Raw genomic sequence first — 23,174 nt, forward strand, 5'->3', positions numbered from 1 at the left:
TGGCGGCGTTCGGCTCGGCAGCGAAAGGCGACGCGAGTGACCACCTGGACCGACGTGATCAACTATGTCCGGACCCGGCACGAGGTGCTGGAGGACACCGGCTCGTGGCTGCGGTTCCGCCTCGAGTGCGCCGGTGACCGCACCCAGCAGGTCGCCGTGCACCACGTCCCCGACCTCGACGGCGCCGAGTGGCTGGAGATCTCCTCCCCCGTCGGCCACGCCGACTCCATCGACCTCCGCCGCCTCCTCGAACTAGCCGGCGAGCACACCATCGGCGCCGCCGCCGTGGTCGACGGCGTCGCCCTGCTCAAGTACGCCGCCCCCCTCGAAGACCTCAGCGTGCTCGACGAGTTCGCCCGCCCCCTCGAACTCCTCGTCGCCCGCGCCGACACCCTCGAACAGGCCCTCACCAACTCCGACGAGTTCTAGGGCCGACGAGTTCCGACGGCCGCGCGGAGATCGTCGATCAGGGCGGGGAGGACCAGCTCCTCCTCGATTCGCACGCCGCGCCGTTCCAGGGCCGCGCGCAGGCGGGGATCCCACGTGGCGTCCACCGGCCGGCCCAGGAGATCGCCGCCGGTCACCTCCACCGCGTCGTACGCGGCCGCGTCGAACCGCCAGGGTTGCCAAGGAATCCGCTCGCGCAGGGCATTGCCTATCCGCACCCCGCCCCAGTCGAAGTCGCCGTGGTAGTTCACCTGGGCGCCGCCGGCCGCGAGCAGGTCCAGCAGCCGCCCCACCGCGGCCGAGGGCTGACCGTTCAGACAGATCAGCGGCGGGCAGCGCGGGCCGAGCTCATCGGCCGCCGACGCGAGCACGATCGGGTTCTCGCACGCCCACACCGGGCCGCCGCCGACGCCGAGATCGACCCGGCCCAGCTGGCGCAATGTCAGCACACACGGCTCGCCGCCCTCGCGGGCCAAGGCCAGCATCCGGCCGGTCAGCGTCTCAAGGCCGCCCGGGAGATTGAGACACAGCACGGACGACGACAACTCGTCGCGATGCACACCCACGGCGGCCCACGCGGCCCGTCGCTCGGCGGCGGAGCCGTCGCCGGCGGGCGGTGATCCGGCGAGAACCCGCGCCGCCGAGAGCACGAGAGTCGCCAGCGGACGTCCGTCGTCCAAGCCGTGTGCGTCGCCCGTGGTGTGGGCGGCGAGCCGGCCGAGCGCGACGCCGGCCGACGGGAGCTCGGCCAATACCCGGACCGCCGAGGCGACCAGCACGGACGCCGTTTCGGTGTCGGCCGCCAGCCGGCGCACCATGCCGGTGGCGTCGAGCCACGCGCGCCAGGCGGTCAGCTCCGGGCGTCCCGCGGCCAGCTCGTCCAGTGGCCGGTGGATCGCCGCCCACGCCGCGTCCTCGGCCGTGCGTTCGGGCACGGCGCCGATGAGGAGCCGCACGGCGTCCGCGAGCCCATCCTCCGCCGCGCCGCTGCGACGCAACACGGCGTCGAGCTCGTCGAGGGACACAGTCAGTGAAGTGCCGGCACCCGCCCGCCGGCCCAGCAACTGCTCGGCGGCCCGCCGTTGACCGTGGGTGGCCGACGTGAGTGTGACGACGCCGCTCAGCGTTTTGCCGCTCGCCAGGCGGCGGCGCATGCGGTCGAGCAGCCATGCCGTGTCCTCGCCGCCGAGCAGCTTGCGAAGGCGATCGGGATCGGCCATCAGGCGACCGGGACGTACGGGGTCGGGCGCTCCACCTGCCTGCGCTCGTGCCCGTCCCACCGCCAGGGGGTGACCAGCACGGCGTCGATGCCGTCCCGTCGCGCGAGCTGGGCGATGGCCAGCCCCGGCACCTGCGGATAGCACCCCCACTCGCGTTCACTGGTCATCACCACGTCCAGGTCGAACGAGGCCAGCAGGCCGAGGCATTTCGCCCGGGAGTCGTCGTCGACACCGGCGAACGCCTCGTCGAGGGCGATCAGCCGCGGCGTATGCGGACTGGTCGACGAGGAGTAGAACGACGAGGCGGCGGCGAACAGCGGCACGGACGCGGCCAGCACCCGCTCGCCTCCGGACGCCGGTCCGGTGGCCGGCCGCCACTGACCGTCCTGGTAGCGCTGGATCGCGAACTCGTGCCAGGACCGGTAGTCCAGTGCGCGGGTCAGCTGCTCCACCCAGCCTCCGGCGAGATCCTCGGTGTGCTCGCGATTGATCTGCTCCTGCAGGAACTCGCCGACCGTCGAGCGGTCTTCCGGGCTCCACGCGTCGGCGGTCTGCCGCAGCAGCCGGTGCCGCACCTGGTCCAGTCCGTCGGGCGCGGTGCGCGCGGTGTGCCACCGCAGCCTCAGCCGCATCCCGGTCGACGTCGGCCTTTCCTCCAGATCGGCGTTGATCGCCCGCACCTGGTCCTCGGCGTTGCCGATCAGTTCCTGGAGCGTGCCGGCCACCTCGTTGATGAGGTGGTTCTCCAGGATCTCGCGTTCCTTGGCGGACAACAGGGTCGCCCGCTGCTCGGTTTCGGCCGCCAGCGCCGAGACGAGCGCGGGGATGTCCTGGACACGCCCCTGGAACAGCACGTCGACGACGATGATGCCGTCCCGCACGGTCATACCGGCCGAATGGCCATGCCGGGACAGCGCGTCCGTCAGCAGCTTGTGCTCGGCCGAGACGCGCTGCTGTATCAGCTCCCACGGCCGGTCGGCGTCGTCCACGCCGTCCAGCGCCGCGTTCACGGCACGCGCCAGCGCCACGGCCGGATTCGGCGCCCATTCCGTTGCGGGATCGGGGAAATCCAGCTCGGGAAGGGCGGTCGCCAGCAACCCGGTCGCCGCGAAGGCACGCAGTTCGGCGAGGGCGTGATCCCGTTCGGCCGCGGCGGCGGTGATCGACTCGCGGAGCGTCTCCCGCCGGCCATCGGCCTTGCCGCGCTCGTCACGGGCCCGCTGCTCCGCGGCCCGGGCGTCCCGTTCGCGCTCGTCCCGTCCGCGCAGTTCGCCGTCGACCGCGTCCAACCTGCGGTACAGCTCCTCGACGCCCGCGCCCGCCGTCTCGACCAGCACCCGGTGACGTTCGGCCGCGATCTCGGCCTCGGTGCGGGCGCCGAACGCGGATTCCCGGGCGTCGTCACGACATTCCACGGCGGTCAGCAGTTCCTGTTCCGCGCCGGCCAGAGTCGCCCGTGCCCGAGCCAGCGCCCGCGCTGCCGGCCAGAGCGCGGCCAGGGCGACCCGGTAGTCGCCGATCGCGGCGCGCACCCGCGCCAGTTCGTCCGGATCGGTCGGCAGTCCGACATCCCCGGCGAACTCCGCGGCCCTGCCCCGGGCCTGTTCCGCCTCATCGGCGCGCTCGCCGAGGATGTCGACGGCCTCGGCCAGCCGTGCGTCCACGCGGCGTTTCGCCTCATGCTCGGCCGCGAGCTTGACGTGCGCCTCGCGTAGGTCGTTGTCCCTGGGCTGATCGCGGTGTTCGGCGGCCAGAGCGTCCCGGTCGGCGCTCAGTTCCGTGATGGCGTCGGCGAGTTCGGCCAGACGTTGATCCAGCCGGGCCAAGTCGGCCCGCAGTCGTTGGATGCGGGCCCGCCGCGCGGCCTCTCGCGCTCCCTCGCCGATGTGACCGGCAGAGCCCTTGTGCCACGAACCGTGCAGCACGCCCACGGCGAACCTGCCGTCGACCGCAACCCAGCTGCCCGCCCCTGGGCCCAGGCCGATCGCTCGCAACACCGAGGTGACCGCGTCATCGGTGAGCGCGGCCGCCAGCGGGTCGGCGCGATCGACGGCCGGTGCGAGCACGGCGGTGAGGCCGCCCGCGGGTGCGACCTCACCGGGCGCCACCACGACGTCATCGGTGACAGAGCCGCGCAGTTCGCCGTCCGGGGTGATCCACGCGTCCAGGATGCCCGAGGCCTCCAGCGCCGCCTCCAGGCCGGCGCGGTGCTCATCGGCCAGGCCCGGAGTGAAGTCGACGACCCTCCACAATGGAGCGCCCGGGCGGCCCGCCCGGACGCCGTCGCCGCGTGTGTGCGGCCGCGGCGGCGCATCGTGTCCGCCCGCCTCCAACCGGTCGATCTCGTCGAGGACCGCGGCCCGCTCGGCGCCGACCGTGCTCTGCTCGGCCTCGATCGCGGCCTGCCTGCGCCCGAGTTCGTTCGTCGCCCGCAGCACCGCGTCCGCGACGGCACTGGCCCCTGGATTGGCGCCGTCGAGCGTTTCCACCCACGCGTCCAACGCGGCCAGCACATCGTCCACATCGGACACTTCGAGGCGCGATGTCGCTGTGAGATAGGAGCGGTACGCGACCACCAGTGCGGCGCCACGTTCGGCGGCGACCGCGTCGGCCGCCGCGATCCGGTCGGCGGCGGACTGCTGCTCGGCGATGATCCGGTCCACGTCCGCCCGCGCCGACCGCAGGGCGGCCTCGGCCGTCGTCACCGCGGTGAGCAGCCGTTGCAGCTCGTCGGCCGCCTTGGTCTGCCGCTCGACGAGCGCCGCGCCGGCTCGTTCGCCGCCGTCCGCGACGACTGCCGCGTGGTCGGCGGCGACCCACGCGGCCACGGCGGCATCCTGCGCCGTGATCGTCGCTCGGTCAAGGGATTCCGCGTCGGTGACGGCGGCGTCGCGGGCCCGTGACGCCTGCTCCTCCCGGCGTCGGGCCGTCTCCACAGCCGACGCGTGCTCCCGTTCCCGGGCGTCGGCGAACCTGGCCAGCCGGTCGGCGTCCGCCCCGGCCTGTTTCAGGGCCTCGGCGTCCCGCATCTCCGGGCTGTCCTGGAGGGCGGCTCGCCGGGCCTCAAGGTGGGTCTTCGCCTCGGCCAGCTCGTCGAGCAGTCGCTCCGCCGCGTCGAGTTCCCGCGTGGCCGTGTCGTGGGCAGCGTCCGCCTCGCCCAGGTCCCGGCCCAGCTGTTCGTACCGACTGTGCGTCTGCCGGGGCGGGGTCGCACGGCGTTTGGCCGCCACGCGAGCGTAACGGCGGTAGTGGGTCAGGAACGCCTCGGCCGCCGACTTCGCCTCGGCGAGGCCGCGCACCGTCTCGCGCTCCTCGTCCAGGCCGCGAAACGCCTCGGCCACGGTGGTGATGAGAGCCGGATCGAGCGGCGGCAGCGCCTCGGTGAGGGCACGGGAGAGCAGTTTCTCGTCGGGCTTCTTGGACAGCTGCGGCTGGCGTAGCTGGATCAGCAGGTTGACCAGGGCCTCATAACGCTGCGGGCCCAGCCCGAAGAGGGCCTCGTCCACGGCGCGGCGGTACTCCGACGCCGTGTCGTAGACCATGCCGTGGCCGTCGACCGACTCCTTCAGCTTCTCCCGGGTCAGCGCCACCCTGGTCGGGCCGATCAACGACAGCTCGTGCCCCACCCGCTGGCTGGTGACGAAGAACCAGTGCCGGGCGATGCCGCGCCCGGCGACGGCCTTCATGCCGCAGCCGACCGTGCGGTACTCGGCGCCGCCGTCGGGACGGATGCGGCCGAACTCCAGCCACGTGTAGCCGAGGCGCTCGCTGTGCGGATGTTTCCCGCCCAGCAGCAGGTTCCACTCCATCCGCTTGTTGCGGTCGCCGTCCGGCTCGACCCGGTGCGCCGACAGCTCGCCGTCGAGCAGGAACGGCAGGGTCAGCGCGAGCACCTTGGACTTGCCCGTGCCGTTGTTGCCGCGCAGCAGCAACCGGCCGTCGTGGAAGTGGAATTCCTCGATGTCGTAGTAGAAGAGGTCCACCAGGCCGGCGCGCAGCGGCTGCCAGCGTTCGCGGTGGGGGACCGGTGGGATCACTTCCGCTTGCCTTCCCGGATCGTGGGCGTCGCGAGCCGGTACCGGCCGATCGCCGGACGGGCGAGCACCGACGCCGGCTCACCCGCCGCGTCCTCGACGAGCCGCAGGGCGCGCAGCTTGTCCAGCGCGATGGCCAGCAGTTCCTCGTCGGCCCCCGGTTCGGTGACGCCCCGACGCCAGTAGGACTGGTGTTCCCTGGCCATCTTCCGGACGTGGGCGCGCAGCTTCTCCAGCGGCACCGGCCCCTCCCGCGTCGCCAGGTACTCGGCGACCAGCAGGGTGACGTGGCCGTCGGTGCGCTGCTCCGGCATCCGCACGTCGGTCAGCTCGTCGTCCGGGTCGACCATCGCGATGCCCTCGGCGCGCATCTCGGCGACCAGGCCGGTGGCGTCCTCGATCCGGCGGGTGATGGCGTGCCGCTGGCCCACCAGATACCCGCGCTCGTCCTCGGCGAGCTCGTCGTAGTACACCACCGGGTCGTCGAGCAGCCGGCGAGTGAGCCGGTGGCGCAGCGCGCGGTTGCGCAACTCGTCGGTGTCGGCGACCGGCTCATGGGTGAGTTCTGCCAGCCTGTCCGGGAAATCATCGGCGGTGACGGTGGACGGGCCCCGGGCGCCGGTCAGCAGCGCGGCGAGCACCCGGCGTCGCACGTCGTACAGCACGTCGCCGTTGTCCCCCAGGAAGGCGTCCTCGTCACCGGCGACCCGGTCGAGCACGCCCCATTCGAGCAGCAGCCGCACCGCGGCGACCAGATCCGAGCGCTCGTCGCGCCGGGCGAGGGTGAAGGACACACCGGCGTTCACGAGTTCCGGCTCACCCGCGGCGGCCAGCACACCCGCGGCGAGCCGGCCGAGCGTGATCTGCGCGTCAGCGCGCTCCAGGACCGCCAACGCCAGGCAGAGCAGCACGTACCGGCGGCGCCCGAACGGCGGCTTGCCCTTGCCGTCGCGGGCCGGACGGGAGTCGTCGGTCGAGGCCGGCGCGGCCTTGAACAGCCGGGCGGACTCGGCGCTGACGACGAGCCGCCACCCCGTCTCGGTCGCCAGCCAGTCCCGCAGGTCCGATGCATGCCGCCGGACCAGCCGCAGGGCATCGTCATCCGTTCCCGCGGTGAGCAACGGCTTGGCGAGCAACGCGCGCATCGCCTTGCGGCGCTGGATGACGGCTTCCTCGACGAGCGTGCTCACGCGATCGCCTCGGCCCGGCCGCGCGCGGTGAGATCGACTATCTCGATCAGGTGGTCCGGGCCGCAAAGCACGCCGTCCTCGGTCTCGATCCGCACTGTGCCGCCACCGCGGACGACGGTCAGGTGGACGCCCATGGCGCCGTCACTCGTGGTCGTCCGGACCTCGGTGTCGCCGGGCGTCCGCGCCGACAGCGCGTCGCCGAGCAGGCCGAGGAAGAGCCGGAAGGCGCGGGTGTCGAGCCGGCCGAGTTGGGACAGCCGGATCGGGCCCGGCGTCGCCAGACGCTCGCGTGCCGCGGCGACCTGGGCCGACTCGGCCTCGGCCTGATCGGCGAGGGCCTGCCGCTGCTCCGCGCGGTCGACGACCCGGTTGGGCTGGCCGCGTCGCTCGTAGGAGCCCGTCCGACGCAGCTGCGGGCTGATTCGCACCCCGGGCGCGAGCCGCCATGGCGTGCCCGGCGTGGGACGCTCTTCTTCCCATGCCACAACGGTTTCCTGACTGACGGTGAGATGCCTGGCCGAGGTGAGGCCGAATGCCGCGCGCCACAACCGATGCGCCGCGTTGTCATCGGGCGCCTGCGCGAACCACCGCGCCAGCGTCCGGAAATCGGCCGAACGGTCCGAGCGCCCCGAGCGGCGTTCGTTGAGCGCGGCCACCGTGTCGATGAGCTGCGTGATGGCCGTGACGGCGGCGCCGCGTAGCAGCCGTGCCTGCGACAGGTGCCGCGAATCGGCCGACACGAACCAGTCGTGCAGCCCGCGCCACCTGTTCCGCCACGCGTCCAGGCATGCGTCGACGGCGTTCGCCTGACCGTCCGGGGCCACATCCGCCGCCTCGCGCCTGGCCGCCACCGCGAGCAGCCGTTCCACACCGCTCTGTTCGAGCCGGCCGAGCAGAATCGCGATCTCCGCGCCGCGGTTGGCGAGATCGGCGATGAACTTGTTCACGTAGTCGATCAGCTGCTGCTTGTACGCGATGAACGCCGCCACGTCGCCGTCCGCGAAGTCGATCACTCGACGCAGCGACGCCATGAACGCCTGGGCGTTGTCCGCCAGACCGGTGAACCGCTCCGCAAGGGCGAGCAGCAGCAGATGCACCTTCGCCGGGTCGAGATCATCCGCGTCGGCCAGCTCCGCCAGCGCCCGCAGCTGCCCGGCGATGTCCTCCAGCGCCACGGACTGCAGGGAGCCCCGGCGACCGAGCGCCTCGTCGTAGACCGCGAGCGCCTCCTCCGCGGCCTGACCGGCCGCCGTCAGCTGGTAGAGGTAGCGGGCCCGGTGGAAGTCCGCGACGCTGGTCACCCGGCCCGTGTCCGGGTCGGCCCGCAGATTCCCCCACTCGACCAGCTGCTCCAGCGCGGCCGCGACCGCCTCGACGTCACCGGGCCGCCCCAGGTCCGCGGTGACATCCTCGGGCCTCATGTGCACGATGAACCGGTCCCGCGCCCGCGCGAACGTCAGCAGCACGTCGCGATAGAGCCGGGCGTTCTTCGCGCTCAGGTGCGCGAAGGGCTCCGGCTCCCGGTCACTGCGCTGTTCGGCGGCCACCACTCGATTATGTCGATCACCCCTGACAGCCGTGTGCGCACCCGCCGGCTGCGGCCCCTACCCTGTCAGCCGTGCAGCCACGACTACACAGGATGCGCAAGGAGCAGCGGCGCCGGTCGGCCAAGACCTGGATCGAGTCAAGTGCGAGGGTCACCATCAAGACCTATGCCAAACGCTATGGGGTCGACCGGTACACCGCCTATGAGGACCTCACCGCCGTGGGCTTCCCCCTTCCTCCGTCGGCCGAGACGTGGGCGCACCGGCCCGACCCGACGCCGCGCCGTCGCGCCGTGGACGAGCAGGCCGGCCTCGACGACGACATGTGGATCAACATCGACGGGCGGCGAATGTTCGTCGTGGACCACACGCCGGGCGGCGCGCCGTTCGGCGTGTTCGAGGACGAGTGGTAGCTCGGCACACCGCCGGCGTCGGGGAAGGTGACGCCAGCACAGCCCGGGCGTCCGCACGTCGCGGATGGCCGACATGTCTCTGACCGGCGCAGGTGCGGGAGTATGGGTAGGTCGGAACGGGAGAACGGCCATGACCAGTGACGACACCCTCTTGTCCGATGTCGAGTCCTTCGTCGACGATGACCGCCGCCACCGGAGGAGCCCTGTGACGGACACTCGCCTGGCGGCGTCGGAGGCTCGCGCCTGCCCCACGTTCGACGAAGCGCGGCGGTTGGCCATGTGGCTGGGACCATCCGGGCGGCCGATCACCCCGAAAGGGGTGCTGCGGCCCAGCGACGTGCCAGAGATCGCGCAGGTGCTGGCCACCGTGGAGCGTCTCGACGAAGACATGGCCTGGCGTCGTGCCGGTCCGTGGTTGGATGCCCACCCCCCCGGTCACAGCCGCCCGGCAGTTGCTCGTGGCGGCGGCCACCGCTTCCCCGATGCACCGGATGATCGCATTGTCTCTCGCCGCCGGGCTGGGCGACAGCGCGTTGCCAGCATGGCGTGAAGCGGCCACGTTTTCGCAGGTCGGCCCAGCGGCTCGGGCCTTCCTCGCCCTCGAGTTCGACGGTCCGGAGCCGACGGCACAGGATGCGCGTTGGCAGCTCGTGGATGAGCTCGCGGCCCTGCTCGACGAGGAAGAGGCGTCCGAGGCCCTGCCGGCCATCTGGGACAACCTGCCCGGCGCGGACGTCGACGAGAAGATCAGCGCGGTCGAAGCGTCCGGTCACCCCGAGGCCGGACGGCTGGTCGACGAGCTGCGGCGGTACGCCTTGACCGGTGACCGTCGCCCTGTGCCACCCGTCTACCAGTTGAAGGTCTCCCTCAGGCGCGTGCGACCGTCGGTGTGGCGGCGTGTGGAGGTGGACGGTGATATCAGGCTCGGTGATCTCCATGTGGTGATTCAGGCCGTCATGGGCTGGGGCGGCGACCATCTGCACCAGTTCACCATCAACGGCAAGCAATTCAGCGACGGTTCCTACGACCTGGACATCGGCGACGAATGGCGGGTGGACCTCGCCGACGTGCTGCCGCGTCCGGGAGCCACCGCGGACTACCTCTACGACTTCGGTGACAGTTGGCTGCACGCCATCAAGGTGGAGGCGATCCACGACGCCGAGCCGGACGTGGTGTACCCCCGTTGCGTCGGAGGGAAAGGCACCCGACCCGGGGAAGACGGCGGCGAGCCCGAGCCCTTCGACCTCGAACGCCTCAACCACCGCCTCGGCAAGCTCCGGGTCGACACTGAGGACGCCTTGTGACCGTGACACCATGTGCATCCGTGGCGCTGGCAAAGGTGAGTGAATCGTCGGTGCGGCGTTTGGCCGACAGTTGATCGCCGACGATCGGTTGCGCGAGTTCCTGTGCGCACAGGACTCGGCCTGGCTGGCTGACGAGCTGCTGACCGCCGCTCGGGCTGATCCACTGCTGCGCGCCCGGCTGGACGTCGCGGCTGGCGTCGACACCGCCGACGCCTACGACGAACGTGCGCTGCGCAAGCGTCTGCAGCGGGCGATCGAGATACACGACTTCGTGGACTACGGCGGGGCTTACTCGTACTTCCATCAGGTCGACGAGGCGCTGGACGCGGTGGAGGAGCTGATCGACGGGGGATTTCCCCAGTCGGCGGCGAAACTGGCTGTCTACGCGCTGGAGTTGCTGGAGGGCAATGCCGGCCTGATCGACGAATCCGATGGCGGCCTGGGCAGCGCCCTCGGTCGGGCCCAGGAGATCCACCTGGACGCGTGTTCGGTGGCCGTGACTGATCCGGTCGCGTTGGCGGAGCTGCTGGTCGCCCGTGCGCTGGCCAGTGACCACGAGGTGTTCCTGACCGCCCTGCCGGACTATGAGTCGGTGCTCGGGCCCACCGGTGTGGCCCGCTACCGGGAGTTGGTCGAGCGGGCGTGGCAGGCCTTGCCGCCCAAGAAGCCGAGGGAGCACGGCGGTCGCCGGTTCGTCATCACCTACCTGATGGAACAGCTGGCCGAGCGCTACGGGGGCGCTGACGCCCTGATCGAGGTCCTGGCCAGGGACGTGACCAGCGGATACGACATGCTGCGGATAGCCAACCGGCTGTGCGCCGACGGCCGTGACGATGAGGCGCTGGAGTGGTTGGGCCGGGGAATGGCGGAGTTCCCGCCAGACTCGCGGCTGCGCACGTTGGCCGCCGACTGCCATGTCCGGGCCGGCCGTCGGGCGGAGGCCGGCGAGCTGCTGTGGGCGAACTTCACCGACCGGCCGAGCCTGGCGGACTACATCGCCCTGTCCGACGCCACCGCCGAGCAGTTCCCGGCCTGGCGGGCACGCGCGGTCACGCTACTGCGATCCCGGCCGGCCGCGACGGAGCGATTCACCGCGATGACGTATGCCCGGCCGTCAGGACACTCGACACTGGTCGAGGTCCTGCTGTGGGAGGGCAATGACGAGGCGGCATGGCAGGCCGCTGTGGATGGCGGCTGCCGGGACGAGCTTTGGCTGCGCCTGGCCCGACAGCGCGCCGCGACCCACCCGGCCGACGCGATACCGGTTCTGCTCGCCGCCGCCGATCAGTCAATCGGGCACAAGAATCGTGATTCCTACCGGGTGGCCGCAGGTCTGCTGGCCGAAGCCGGCCCATTGTTCGCCCGCTGCGACCGTCAGAAAGACTTTCGTTCTCATCTGGCCGCGCTGCGCGCCGCGCACCGACCCAAGCGGGCACTGCGCGAGGAATTGGACCGCCTCAAGCTGCCTTGACGGCTGGCGGGCAACCCCACTGCATCCGAACTCCGTCACAGGGTTCAGGGCGCGAAGCCCCTGGCTTCGTCGCGACGAGCGGTGGAGGTGGTTTACCCGGGCCGCCGAACTGGCGCTGAGGAGTTGGTCAAGCCGGTCGCGGGACCAGGTTTTCCGAGTCGTGTTCGGTCCGCTGGGTCAAGGCCCGCCGCGGGCCGATGATGCTCGGTTCACGGCCGATCTCTTCCAATCCGAGGCCTTCGATGTGGATGAGCACTCTGGCGATGGCGCCGGGACGGATCGAGTTCAGCCGTGAGATCTCGTCCAAGCAGTGGGAGAAGGTGAAGTGCGTCCGCCCTTCGAGTTCCACCGGATCGGTGACCTCCGGGCCGCTCGCGAACGGCGGTGTCGCGACAATGAGTGCTGGTGAGCCGTCGCCTCTGGTGTTGGTCAGCACCTGAGACTTGCCCACCTCGGGAGTGCCGCCGTACCGGTCATGCACGAGATGGAACTTGATGACCTGGGCGTCACAGTCGTGGGGCACGACAGATCCGGCGCCAAGTCGAAAGTCCAGGCACGGTAGATCATCCAGTGCACGCCGCCACTCCTCCACTGTGGACTGTGTAACGGACGCGGGGACATACATCACCATGGTCACCCTTGCGGTCCACTATGCACCCGGGCGAGCGCCGGCGAGCCGAGCCTAAGGGGGTGCAGGGGGCGAAGCCCCTCCTGCCTTGGGGTCTGGGGCGAGAGCCCCAGAAAACGCAACGGGCGATGTATGACCGCGCCTTCTGCGGTCATACATCGCCCGTTGCCCGTGCCCCCGGCAGGATGGCTCTGCGCCAGCGGAACCCTTGCGTGTGCTCTGAGCTGCGGTTTCTCTGCGTCCTGGGGGTTCATCTGAAACTTCATGTGGGCAGGTACCCAGGGCTCGGACCTGCGCACTTGCGCGGCCCGTCGGGTGCGCTCCGCCTGGCCGCCGCCCGGATGAGGAGCCGGCAGAGGGAAGATGTCGGGATGCGTCGCAAGCCTTCTGCCAGGAGGGCCAGCGAGGGAGTGACCCACACCCAGCTGGCCATCCAGGACGAGCTGGGTTGGTTGTTCCGCGAGCAGCCGACTGAGGACTACGGCATTGACGCGCACGCCGAGGTTGTCGACGGCGAGGACGTGCGCGGGCGGCTGCTGGCCCTGCAGATCAAGGCCGGGATGAGCTGGTTTCGGGAGACAGCGCCAAGGGGCTGGTGGTTCCAGCCGGATGCTGAGCATGTGACCTACTGGCTCAACCACTCCCTGCCGGTGGCCGTGGTGCTGTACCACCCCGAGACCAAGCGCTGCCACTGGCAGCTGGTGAACCGCCAGACGCTCCAGAGAACGTCCACGGGCGGGTGGAAGCTGCTGGTGCCGGAAGCCCAGGTGCTGGACGCAAGCGCGGCGGACAGGCTGCGCGAGGCCGCCGAGGGCGACCCGTACGTCCTGCGTATCCGCCAGCTGCAGCTGGCAAAGCCGTGGATGGAGCTGCTGGCCAGTGGCAAGCGGCTGGTGGTGGATATAGAGGAGTGGATCAACAAGTCGTCCGGACGCGGCGCCATCTCGCTGGGCGTGGACAACGAGGACGGCGAGAAGCCCGAGGAGCTGGCCAGCTGGGGCGTGTTTCTCGGGTTGGCGAGCTACGCCGAGGTGGTGCTGCGGCTGTTCGCGTGGGCGGACGTGCAGGTGCACGAGGAAACCTACGAGGACGCGGAGTACGACCAGTACGAGGCCGAGTGTGTCATCTACGACAACGAGGGTGACCGTTTCGTCACCGAGGACTTTGACGAGTGGCGCAGCGGCAGGTTGGCACAGGGCCTGCGGCCCTTTGCCAATGGCGCTGGCGAGGTGGACTTCTGGCGGCTGGAACTGACGCTCAATGAGCTGGGCAAGGCGTTCCTAGTGGTGGATAGGTTCGGGATGGAGGGCGGGAGATTGTTGACGTAGGGCGGGTTGGGTGGAGCAAGCTGGAGGCTGGTCTGAAAGATTGCCTCCATGTCTGCCCGCAGCTTCATGGAGGTAGGCGGCCGTCTGCTGCTGGCCTGCCGGGAGAGCTACGTGCCGGACCTGGCGGCGCTGTTCACCGAGGACGAGCTGCGGCACGACGACGAGCACTTCGGCTATGTCTCGACGGTGCGCGACCTTCGGGACCGCCTCCAGTTGCACGGGTTTACTGCGGCCCGAACGCGGGCGGAGCTGGACGATGCTGTGCAGGACCTGGCACGCCAAGCACCCGACCCCCGACGCCGACGACCTTGGCGTGCCGGTGCGTGACGCCGCCATGATCTGCTCCGACCGGCCGCCAGCATCCGCTGGTAATCCTGCTGACCGGTGCCGAACCGGCCGGTACGTAGGACGTGCTCGCGGTGGTCGATGATCTCGACGGTGGCCGACCGCTTGCACGGGTCCATGCCGATGATCATGGGTCCCATGTCCGTTCTCCTCGCCGTGTCGGAATGGTGATAGGCGAGGCGGGCAGCGCTACTCCGAGCTGGGCAGACCCCTCTTGAGCCACACCCCGCCACGGTGCTCGACGGGGGCGTGCCATGAGTGAGCCACACCCAACAGCGTGGTGGGCAGCCGCTGAGGGAGCCACCGTCGAGTACCTCAACCGAGTCTGGCCGGGCAGCGGTCGTACCGCCATTCAACAAGTAGCCGCGGAGCGTGTGGGATCGGGAACGCCTGCAAGTGAAACTGAGTGGCTGAGTTGGGTCTCGGACAGTCGCAGGCTCTGGGGCGATGTCGACGGGCTCGTCCCTCACTCGCTGCAGGCCTGGTCCGGCCGTCGGGCGAACGGGTCGACGGGCGGGAAGCAGCCGTAGTCCTGAAGCGGCTGGCAGTCGTCGAGGGCGATCTCCAGCTACCAGCCGCGGGCGACAAACCCGTCTGGGCGGTCGAGGACCCGATCACCGGGCGCCAGCGCACCTGGACCACTCTCGGGCTTGCTGATGTCAGGCCGGATCCGGGTCTCGCCGTGGTTGTGTGCCACCAGCGCGTACACGGCGTGATCGCCTCGGCGACCTCCGCGTCCTCCAGGCCCGGGTTGAGATTGTGGTACGCACGGCGGGAGGCCAGCGGCTCCAGCCGGGCGTCGCCGGGAGGGGGCATGGCTCCCCTCAAAATTCGGGCCGGCTCAAGTCATTTCTTGAGCTGACTGAGGAGGCCCGCGACGGCGAGAATCAGGCCTGTTATCGTGGTGAGGTACCGCAGGGTCAGACTGTGCTCCAAGCGCCAGTTCTTCTTGCCCCGCTTAGGTTTCCGGGAAGCCACAGTCTCAGCGCCCCGTCGCACGGTGATCGACGGGTTGGCTCGCCTGGAGATTCACGAAGCGTCGAAGGATCTTGCGGCGGACGCGGTCTTGGCCGAACGCTTCGGGCTGCCCATTGAGCTGGGCGGCCTTCTTCCAGCTCCTCCTACCTGGACAGTCGGCATAGGTCAGGCAGATCTCCTGCTCGATCGGACTGAGTTCAGCGAGCACCCTTCGTACAACTGCGGCCCGCGAGCCCACCTCGAAGGCGGGGGCGGGGATGAGCTCGATCAACTCAGCGCTCTCACCGGTCGGTCCATGAACGCGGACTGAGGTCGAGACGATCGTCTGGCGGTTGATTCGTCCTTTGTGGATCGGGCGCCAATCCATATGGCACTTGTGAATGAGCTTCCGTAGGGAGGGCAAGACGTCGTCATCGCCCGTTCGCTCCTCGGAGGGCCACTGGTCGCTGAGCAGAGCGTCGATCAACGCCTGCAACTTTTCGTCCGGGATCGGGCTTCGCCATCCCAGCCACTGCCCACCGAACTCGGCGACCGCAGCGTTCCTTGTGGCCATGGACATCTGCGGGTCGGAGCAGAGGTAGGTCTGGCGTAGCTCGACCGCCGCCGACTGTGCGCTGCGAGCGGCCGCCACGGCGAGCGATCGGGCCTGGCTGTGAGCCTCGTCCTCCGAGGTCTCCTGTGGCGACTCACGACATTGCGCCACTTCGTGCAATCGCACAAACGTCGCAGCCAACAACGAGTACTCGATCACGTAGCCGGGTGTCTTGTTGCCGGCATTGCGAAGGGCCGCCTTGACGACGCGCACTAGATCGCGAAGCTGTCGATCCGTCGGCGCCAGCTCACTCGCCGCGTTCATAACGTCCGAGGCGGGGATGACTGCTGGCGCTCGCCGAGGCGGCGCGGGGCTAAGCGTGCCGCCGTCAAGCGCACGGTGGCAGTTGCTGCAAATCATGAGCAAGTTGGAGAGTTCCCGAGCGGCCTCGCTCCAAGCCGCGCCAGTGATCTGCTGCGCCTTCTCCTCCAGGGAAAGCTCGGCCTGTCGCGGCTCGTCGGGCGTGCGCGCCGCCCGGCGCACGATCTCCGCCGTGCGTGGCCTCAAGGCGTCGCCGCAGCAGTCGCATACAAGGCCGTGCGGCTCCTCGGACTGCTGTTGGTGGGATTCAACGTATTCCATCAGGTCTCCGTCGCGCTGATAGGTCGTGCCGTCACCTACTAGCGATCAGATCAGCCAAAAATGGCACTTCAACATTGTGGCTTGCGTCACAGTCGCCGACCGAGTCGGCTTCTCTGCTGGAGGACCACGTCATGCAGTAAGTGCAGGTCAGGGGCAGGTTAACAACCAACAGCAATCGGCCGGTTGACGCTCACACCTTGTAGGTGTCTTCGAGTGTCAGCCGGCCGGATGTTGATGTTGCCCATGTTTTGTGTGCCCCCGGCAGGATTCGAACCTGCGCACCCGCCTCCGGAGGGCGGTGCTCTATCCCCTGAGCTACGGGGGCCCGTTGCTCAACGAGGAGAAGCTTACAGCACGGGGTGGAGGGGTTTTGCACGGGCTGTCGGGTGGGGGCCTGGGTGGTGGAGTGGCTGGTCAGGGCGGTGGGGGTGGCGTGACGGGCGGGTGTGGGCGGCGGGGGTGGGTGATCGTGTGGTGGAGGCCACAGGGGCGGGGTTGAGGGTGATGCCAGGGTTCGAAGGGAGAAAGTTAGGCTAACCATATTGAACCTATGCGCATGTCGCTATATGTTCGCTGTGGGCGGAGCGGAAGGTTGGGCGGTCGGGAAGGGCTGGGGTGCTATGGGGCACGGGCATGGGCACGGCAGTGCGTCGGGCAAGCACGTGGGCCGGTTGTGGGCGGCGCTGGGGCTCGGGGCGACGTTCCTGGCGGTGGAAGTCACGGTGGGGGTGACGACCGGCTCGCTGGCGCTGGTGTCGGACGCGGCGCACATGCTGACGGACGTGGTGGGGATCGGGCTGGCGTTGGCGGCGGTGATGCTGGCGGCCGGGAACAGGACGAACCAGAACCGCACGTTCGGCATGTACCGGGCGGAGGTGCTGGCGGCCCTGGCGAACGCGGTGTTGCTGTTCGCGGTGGCGGGCTACGTCCTGTTCGAGGCGATCGAGCGGTTCACGGCCCCGCCGGAGGTGCCGGGGCTGCCGGTGGTGCTGACGGCGATCGTGGGCCTGGCGATCAACGCGACGGCCTTCCTGCTGCTGCGGGAAGGGGCGAAGGAGAGCCTGAACCTGCGAGGCGCCTACCTGGAGGTGCTGTCGGACCTGGTGGGCTCGGTGGGCGTCCTGATCAGCGGCCTGATCACGCTCACGACGGGCTGGCGCTACGCGGACCCGGTGATCGCGGTGGCGATCGGGGTGTTCGTGCTGCCCCGCACCTGGGGACTGGCCAAGCGGGCGCTGCGCATCCTGTTCCAGCACGCGCCCGAAAGGGTGGACGTGGAGCAGCTACGAGTCGATCTCACCGCCCTGGACGGCGTGACCGAGGCGCATGACGTGCATGTGTGGACACTCACATCGGGCATGGAGGTGGCCTCGGCCCACCTCGCGGTGGCCCCGACGGCGGTGCCGGCCGATGTGCTGGTCAGGGCCCAGAAACTGCTGGCCGACGACTACGCGCTCGAGCACGCGACGGTCCAGGTGGAGCCCCGCGAGGCCACCGGGAAGTGCCGGGACCTGAGTTGGTAGTGGCACCCGTTCGGGTGTCTTCTGTGAAAACCGCGTGGGTATCCCAGCGGTGCTGCGTCCCACCTCTGTCACGGGTGAAGACGTGAGAGAGCGAAGGGGATGGACAGCATGGGCAACGACCGCAAGGTGATCACGTCGAGGGTGGACTTCGGCTTCCTGGCCGCGCACGACTTCCTGGTGCCGCTGGAGGTGGAGCTGCGCTACGACACGCTGGACCCGTTCGCGGTGGTGGCGGCCTTCCGTCCTGGCCGGGACGACTGCGTGGAGTGGGCCTTCGCCCGCGACCTGCTGGCTGACGGCCTGATCGGCGACGCCGGCGAGGGCGACATCCGGATCAGGCCGTCGGACAGCGACGTGGAGATGGTCGTGGTGGAGCTGCGCTCGCCGTCGGGCCAGGCGGTCTTCGAGGCCCCGGCGGAGGACCTCGCCGAGTTCCTGGACGAGACCTACGAGGTCGTCATGCCCGGCAACGAGCACCTGTGGGCGGACATCGACGCGGAGCTCACGCGGCTGACGTCGATGTCGTGAGGTACTCCTCCTTGATCTCCTTCTCACCGAACGGCCAGACCCGCTCGGCCCGGGCCCAGATCAGGAACGCGGCGACGCCGACGATCACCCAGGCCACCGACAGGATCTTGGACAGTGGGTCGGTGGAGTAGTACAGGAAGCCCCAGCCGAGCAGGGCGACGACCAGCGGCGCCGGATACAGCCACATCCTGTACGGCCGCACCAGCTCCGGCTGACGACGACGCAGCACGACGAGCGCGGCGATCTGCGCCACCGACTGCACCAGCACGATGACGGCGGTGAGCGCGTTGATCACCACGGCCAGGGGGAACAGCGAGGCGATGGCGGTGATCACGCCCATCACCAGCAGGCCAGCGGTGGGGAAGTGGCCCTTGGGGTGCAGTTTGGCGAACACCGGCAGGAACAGCTTGTCGCGGGCGGCCTCGTAGGGCACTCGGGAGCCGCCGAGCAGACCCGCGAACACCGACGCGAACGCGGTCACCACGATGAGCACGGTCACGATGTCGCCGGCCACCGGGCCCCACGACGTGTTGACGGCCAGCGTGGCCACCGATGAGGACTTGGCCACGTCCTGCCACGGCACGGCGCCGAGAATGCCGATCTGCAGCAGCAGGTACAGCGCCATGATGCCGACGATGGACAGGATGATCGACCGCGGCAGCGTCTTGCCCGGCTGACGCACCTCGGCGCCCAGGTAGGCGCTGGTGTTGTAGCCCAGGTAGTCGTACACGGCGATGATCAGGCCGCCGCCGAGGCCGGTCCAGAACGCGCCGCCGCCGGCGAACGCGCCCGGCGTGTAGTCGAAGGCCAGTGCCGCGCTGAAGTGGCTGTAGGCGGCGATGATCACGGTCAGGATGCTGACCAGCATCACGCCGAAGAAGGCCGTGGTGACCTTGGTGATGTCGCCGATCTTGCGGTACAGCATGACAACCACGACGCCGGTGACCAGCACGCCGATGACGTGTCCGAGCGTGTTGACGCTGCCCGTGTCGTCCACCACCGCCGGCCACAGCACGCCGAGGTACTGCACCAGGCCGATGACGCCGGTGGACATGATCAGCGGGATGAACAGCACCGCGGTCCACACGAACAGGAACGGCATCAGCCGCCCGGTCCGGTACTGGAACGCCTCCCGCAGGTAGATGTAGGTGCCGCCGGCGCCCGGCATGGCCGCGCCGAGCTCGGCCCAGATCAGGCCGTCGGCCAGCACGATGATCGCGCCGATGATCCAGCCGAACATGGCCTGCGGCCCGTTCATGGCCGCCACCATCAGCGGGATCGTCAGGAACGGCCCGACGCCGCACATCTGGGTCATGTTGATGGCGGTCGCCTGCCACGGGCCGATCTGGCGTTCGAGGCCCGCCTGCCCCTGCTGCGTGTCCGAAGCCACGCCCCACCTCCCTGATCGAATTAGGAAAGGTTCTTAACATATAGACGGCGCAGGGGGAACACGCCGACGAGCACTGCCGCCGAACTCGTGACCTGATCTTGCGGGAGACTGAGCGGGTGACGCCGTCCGGACTATTGCCGGAGTCGTGGCTGATCGCGTCCGCCGACCAGCGCGTCGCGCTGGAGAAACAGCTGGTGGAGGGGGTCGCCGCCGACCATCCGCTGGCGCTCGCGCCGGTGGCCGCCGTGGCCAGCTGTGCGGGCTGCGAGGCCGTGGTCTACACCGCTGGACTCGGCCGCGAGCTGGTCTGGACCATCGTGACGTTCGGCCGGACGGACGGCGTCGACCCCCGGGTGGAGGTGTTCCCGGCCTTCGCTGGTCTGCGCCGCGCCCTGGCGGCTCACCTCCATTGATCCGATTGCCTCCTACTATGGGAGGTCGGCGGGGCCTCGGCCCCCGGACACGGAGGCAGTGGGTGTGAGGGCGCCACAGGTCGGCACGCCCGCGAGCATGCGGGAGCTCAACCAGCGGATCGTGCTGGACCGGCTGCGCCGCGGCGGCGCCGCGACCAGGCCGAGCCTGGCCAAGGACACCGGCCTGTCCAAGCCCACGGTCGGGCAGGCGCTGCTCGATCTGGAGCAGGACGGACTGGTCCGGGAGGCCGGCCGCACCAGCGCCGGCCCCGGCCGGTCGGCGGTGCTCTACGAGGCCGACCCGGCGGCCGGGCACGTCCTGGGCATCGACATCGGTCGCGGCCGGATCCGCCTGGCGGTGGCCGACCTGGCCGGCGCCGTGGTGGCCAAAGTGGACGAACCCAACCGTTGCCGCTCGGCCAGCGCCCTGGTGCGCACGGTGCACGAGATGGCCACCGGCGTGGTGGGCCAGGCCGGCATGCGACTGTCCGATGTGGTCCTGACGGTGGTCGGCAGCCCGGGTGTGCCCGACCGCCGAGGCCGGATGCTGCACTACGCGCCCAACCTGCCCGGCTGGGGCCGGCGCGGCCTGCTGGACGAGCTGGAAGCGGTGCTGGGCCCCAACCTGCTGGTGGAGAACGACGCCAACCTGGCCGCGGTGGGCGAGCGGGACCAGGGCGCGGCCCGCGGCGTGGACGTCTTCGTCTGCGTGAACGTGGGCACCGGCATCGGCATGGGCATCGTGGTGGACGGGCAGCTGTTCCGCGGCGCGCACGGGGCCGCGGGCGAGGTCGGCTACCTGCCCTACGGCTGGGTGGACGAGGACTCGGAGGGCTGGACGCCGTCCACGCCGGGCATGCTTGAGCAGGCCGCCGCCGCGAACTCGGTGGTGAAGCTGGCCCGTGAGCACGGCGTGCGCAACGCGAGCTCGGCCCGTGAGGTGTTCCAGCTGGCCCGGCAGGGCGACGCGGCCGCGTTGGCGGTGGTCGAGCAGGAGGCGGTGAAGCTGGCCTTCCTGGTGGCCTCGGTGTCGGCGGTGATCGACCCGGAGGTGGTGTTGCTGGTCGGCGGCATCGGCTCCAACACGGACCTGCTGATCGACCCGCTGGAGAAGGCGCTGCACGAGATCAGCCCGATGACCCCGCGGATCTGCCCCGGCGAGCTGGGCGAGGACGCCGTGCTGATCGGCGCGATCGCCACCGGCCTGCGCGCGGCCCAGGACATCGTCTTCGAGCGCCGCGGGGAAAATCTGGTGACACAGCGCAGCGGCGTTCATGCTTGATTGAAACGCTTCACTCGTTTGGCGGAACCCAACCCGAGCTTTGGTGGCATAGCGTAAGCGTCACCTCCTCGGGAGGGAAAAGGGTCGCACAAGGGGATAAACGAGGCAGGCCGAGACGGGGGTCAGGTCACCTCACGTTCAGGGAGCGGACCGCCGCGCCGCTGTTAGCCCGCTCCCTGAACGTCTCACCCCACCGACCCGCAGCCGCTTTCGATGTCATGAAGGGCCCCTTCCTCACGCTGAACGTGAGGAAGGGGCCCTTCATGTCACTGTCGGGAATCAGATGATCAGTTCATCGGGAGCGGCTGGATGTTCTTGGCCGCCATCATCTGCTTCATCAGCTGGACCTCGGAGTCCTGGGACTTGAGCATGTTCTCGGCCAGCACGCGGACCGCGGGCACGGTGGCGTGGGCGGCGGCGAACTGGGCCATCGGGGCCCCGCCGAGGTGGTGGCGCATCATCAGCTGGATGAAGTAGCCGTCCATGTCCGGCCCGGTCAGCGACTGGAGCTTGGAGATCTCCGCGCTGCTGGCGTAGCCGGGCATGTGGTCGACGCCGTTGGTCGGCATCTGGTTGCCGTTCATGCCGGGCATGCCGGCCATGCCGTCGCTGGGCCCGGCCATCCACGCCATGTAGCGCCCGGTCGGGGACTGCTCGGGCTGGCCCCACAGCATGAGCCAGCCTCGCATCCGCCCGGACTGGTCCTCCTGCGTGGACTGGATGTCGAAGGCCAGCTGCTTGATCTGCGGGTCCTGGGTGTGGTCACGGGCCCAGTTGGCCATGGTCACGGCCTGCTCGTGGTGCAGGGACATGTCCTGGGCGAAGCCGACCTCGACCGAGCCGGGGCCCGGGTTGTCCGAGGAGCCGCCGCCGGGCAGCTTGATCAGCAGCCCGACGGCCGCGCCGAGCAGCAGGATGGCCACCGCGGCGGCGGCCAGCACCAGGACCCGCGTGGTCGCGGAGACGGGGCCGCTGGGCAGCTCCTCCTCCGCGACCTCGTCGAGCTCGTCGGTCTCGGTCATCCGCTGGTGGACGTGCTGGTCGGGGTGGGCGTGCCCGAGCCCGAGGTCGGCTGGCCGGCCGGCTGCTGCTCGTTGGTGGCGTCCTGCGCGCCGGTGCCGGTCATCGGCACCGCGTCCGGGCCCGGCTTGGACGGGTCGAACGGCGGCGGGTTGTTCGGGTCGAACTGGCCAGGGCCCAGGGCGTCGCAGCTGGCGCCGACCTCGGGGTACTCGTACTGGTTGGTGCGCAGCGCCGAGATGAACTCGTCGATACGGGGATCGGTGGCGCTGTCCACCTTGAGCTGGTGGCCCCACGACTGCAGCGAGACCGCCTTGTCCAGGCCCGGGTACGGCGACAGCATCATGAACTGCTTGCCGGTGACCTTGAGCTTGAGCGTGTCCAGGTCACCGCCCTTGATCTTGTCGGGGTTGTAGGCGATCCACACGGTGCCGTGCTCCAGCGCGTGCACCATGTTCTCGCTGCGCACCGCGGTCTTGTAGACGACGCCGTCGCAGTCGGCCCAGAACCCGTCGTGCGGGCCACCGAAGGGCGGCGACTGGTCGTAGGCCACCCGTTGGGTGGGCTGCACGTGCTGACCGGACTTGTAGTCCTTGACCACGATGCCCGGGATCTTGGTGGACGGGTCCTTGTTGCTGTCGCTGGGCTGCCACTGGGCCAGCGCCGCCTGCGCGGCGTTCTGCTCGCTGATCCGGACATAGGCGTAGCTGAACACGCCGATGGCCAGCAACAGCACGACGACGACGGCGATGATGGTGCCCCAGGGCTTGCCCTTGCCGGCCACCATCTGTCCGCGTGCCGCGTTGACGGCGTTGTTCTTCTTCTTGCCGCCGCCGCCCTTCTTCTTCCCGCCGGCCATCTCCCCGCCCTCGATCGTGAGCTGGACCACACCGGTCCAGACCTTCGGCGGCAAGTGTAGGGACCGGGGATGAGAATTCCGTC

General features: G+C 69.9%; 20 protein-coding genes and 1 tRNA gene. 11 read left to right on the forward strand and 10 right to left on the reverse strand.

The annotated features are described in order from the left end of the window. Positions 1–36: 36 nt before the first annotated feature. Complete coding sequence (locus ACIG5F_RS24300) at positions 37–429, forward strand: hypothetical protein (protein WP_396521034.1); 393 nt, start codon at positions 37–39, stop codon at positions 427–429. Here the strand turns inward: ACIG5F_RS24300 and ACIG5F_RS24305 are convergent. From ACIG5F_RS24305 to ACIG5F_RS24320, 4 genes are read right to left on the reverse strand one after another with little or no spacing between them, the layout of a single operon-like run. Further along, positions 426–1,667, reverse strand: a complete 1,242-nt coding sequence (locus tag ACIG5F_RS24305; RefSeq protein ID WP_396521036.1) for a TIGR02679 family protein — start codon at positions 1,665–1,667, stop codon at positions 426–428. The two genes, ACIG5F_RS24300 and ACIG5F_RS24305, sit on opposite strands and share 4 nt — an antisense overlap. After that, on the reverse strand, positions 1,667–5,704 hold the full coding sequence (locus ACIG5F_RS24310; RefSeq protein ID WP_396521038.1) for a TIGR02680 family protein: 4,038 nt from the start codon (positions 5,702–5,704) through the stop codon (positions 1,667–1,669). The genes ACIG5F_RS24305 and ACIG5F_RS24310 overlap by 1 nt, the downstream gene beginning before the upstream one ends. Next, positions 5,701–6,891, reverse strand: a complete 1,191-nt coding sequence (locus tag ACIG5F_RS24315; RefSeq protein ID WP_396521040.1) for a TIGR02678 family protein — start codon at positions 6,889–6,891, stop codon at positions 5,701–5,703. The genes ACIG5F_RS24310 and ACIG5F_RS24315 overlap by 4 nt, the downstream gene beginning before the upstream one ends. Beyond that, complete coding sequence (locus tag ACIG5F_RS24320) at positions 6,888–8,438, reverse strand: TIGR02677 family protein (RefSeq protein WP_396521042.1); 1,551 nt, start codon at positions 8,436–8,438, stop codon at positions 6,888–6,890. Before ACIG5F_RS24320 ends, ACIG5F_RS24315 begins: the two co-directional genes overlap by 4 nt. A gap of 71 nt (positions 8,439–8,509) precedes the next feature. Between ACIG5F_RS24320 and ACIG5F_RS24325 the strand changes: the two genes are divergently transcribed. The 4 genes from ACIG5F_RS24325 to ACIG5F_RS24340 all read left to right on the forward strand — a co-directional run bounded on the left by ACIG5F_RS24325 (position 8,510) and on the right by ACIG5F_RS24340 (position 11,623). After that, on the forward strand, positions 8,510–8,848 hold the full coding sequence (locus ACIG5F_RS24325; protein ID WP_396521044.1) for a hypothetical protein: 339 nt from the start codon (positions 8,510–8,512) through the stop codon (positions 8,846–8,848). Positions 8,849–8,978: 130 nt separating this feature from the next. Next, complete coding sequence (locus tag ACIG5F_RS24330; RefSeq protein ID WP_396521046.1) at positions 8,979–9,398, forward strand: hypothetical protein; 420 nt, start codon at positions 8,979–8,981, stop codon at positions 9,396–9,398. Continuing rightward, positions 9,331–10,152: a hypothetical protein gene (locus ACIG5F_RS24335; RefSeq protein ID WP_396521048.1), complete on the forward strand. Its 822-nt coding sequence runs from the start codon at positions 9,331–9,333 to the stop codon at positions 10,150–10,152. The genes ACIG5F_RS24330 and ACIG5F_RS24335 overlap by 68 nt, the downstream gene beginning before the upstream one ends. A gap of 70 nt (positions 10,153–10,222) precedes the next feature. Then, positions 10,223–11,623, forward strand: a complete 1,401-nt coding sequence (locus ACIG5F_RS24340; protein ID WP_396521050.1) for a DUF6880 family protein — start codon at positions 10,223–10,225, stop codon at positions 11,621–11,623. A 127-nt stretch (positions 11,624–11,750) separates the two neighbouring features. On the opposite strand, the gene ACIG5F_RS24345 is transcribed toward ACIG5F_RS24340, so the two are convergent. Further along, positions 11,751–12,260, reverse strand: coding sequence for a hypothetical protein (locus ACIG5F_RS24345; protein WP_396521051.1), 510 nt, complete (start codon positions 12,258–12,260; stop codon positions 11,751–11,753). Positions 12,261–12,622: 362 nt separating this feature from the next. Between ACIG5F_RS24345 and ACIG5F_RS24350 the strand changes: the two genes are divergently transcribed. After that, the gene (locus ACIG5F_RS24350; protein ID WP_396521053.1) at positions 12,623–13,579 is read left to right on the forward strand and encodes a DUF4365 domain-containing protein; all 957 of its coding nucleotides are present in this window, start codon (positions 12,623–12,625) and stop codon (positions 13,577–13,579) included. Positions 13,580–13,627: 48 nt separating this feature from the next. Beyond that, positions 13,628–13,906, forward strand: coding sequence for a hypothetical protein (locus tag ACIG5F_RS24355; protein ID WP_396521055.1), 279 nt, complete (start codon positions 13,628–13,630; stop codon positions 13,904–13,906). A gap of 1,000 nt (positions 13,907–14,906) precedes the next feature. On the opposite strand, the gene ACIG5F_RS24360 is transcribed toward ACIG5F_RS24355, so the two are convergent. Both ACIG5F_RS24360 and ACIG5F_RS24365 read right to left on the reverse strand, forming a co-directional pair. Next, a complete protein-coding gene (locus tag ACIG5F_RS24360; protein ID WP_396521057.1) occupies positions 14,907–16,076 on the reverse strand; it encodes a hypothetical protein in 1,170 nt (389 codons plus the stop codon). A gap of 253 nt (positions 16,077–16,329) precedes the next feature. After that, a tRNA-Arg gene (locus ACIG5F_RS24365) sits at positions 16,330–16,401 on the reverse strand. Between the two features lie 295 nt (positions 16,402–16,696). Here ACIG5F_RS24365 and ACIG5F_RS24370 point away from each other — a divergent pair. After that, entirely contained in the window at positions 16,697–17,599 is a 903-nt protein-coding gene (locus ACIG5F_RS24370) for a cation diffusion facilitator family transporter (RefSeq protein WP_396521059.1), read from the forward strand. A 108-nt stretch (positions 17,600–17,707) separates the two neighbouring features. Then, entirely contained in the window at positions 17,708–18,127 is a 420-nt protein-coding gene (locus tag ACIG5F_RS24375) for an SsgA family sporulation/cell division regulator (protein ID WP_396521061.1), read from the forward strand. Here ACIG5F_RS24375 and ACIG5F_RS24380 read toward each other — a convergent pair. Next, complete coding sequence (locus tag ACIG5F_RS24380) at positions 18,102–19,517, reverse strand: APC family permease (protein ID WP_396521062.1); 1,416 nt, start codon at positions 19,515–19,517, stop codon at positions 18,102–18,104. The two genes, ACIG5F_RS24375 and ACIG5F_RS24380, sit on opposite strands and share 26 nt — an antisense overlap. 116 nt (positions 19,518–19,633) lie before the next feature. Here ACIG5F_RS24380 and ACIG5F_RS24385 point away from each other — a divergent pair, with 116 nt between their 5' ends. Then, positions 19,634–19,930: a hypothetical protein gene (locus ACIG5F_RS24385; protein WP_396521064.1), complete on the forward strand. Its 297-nt coding sequence runs from the start codon at positions 19,634–19,636 to the stop codon at positions 19,928–19,930. 97 nt (positions 19,931–20,027) lie between these two features. Then, positions 20,028–21,212, forward strand: a complete 1,185-nt coding sequence (locus tag ACIG5F_RS24390) for an ROK family protein (protein ID WP_396521215.1) — start codon at positions 20,028–20,030, stop codon at positions 21,210–21,212. A 287-nt stretch (positions 21,213–21,499) separates the two neighbouring features. On the opposite strand, the gene ACIG5F_RS24395 is transcribed toward ACIG5F_RS24390, so the two are convergent. Further along, positions 21,500–22,234 carry a DUF305 domain-containing protein gene (locus ACIG5F_RS24395; protein ID WP_396521066.1) on the reverse strand — a complete coding sequence of 245 codons (735 nt, stop codon included), beginning with the start codon at positions 22,232–22,234 and terminating at the stop codon, positions 21,500–21,502. Then, positions 22,231–23,091 carry a DUF3105 domain-containing protein gene (locus ACIG5F_RS24400; RefSeq protein WP_396521217.1) on the reverse strand — a complete coding sequence of 287 codons (861 nt, stop codon included), beginning with the start codon at positions 23,089–23,091 and terminating at the stop codon, positions 22,231–22,233. Before ACIG5F_RS24400 ends, ACIG5F_RS24395 begins: the two co-directional genes overlap by 4 nt. Positions 23,092–23,174: the final 83 nt, after the last annotated feature.

The organism is Kutzneria sp. NPDC052558 (genome assembly GCF_044547355.1).
Taxonomy (GTDB): domain Bacteria; phylum Actinomycetota; class Actinomycetes; order Mycobacteriales; family Pseudonocardiaceae; genus Kutzneria.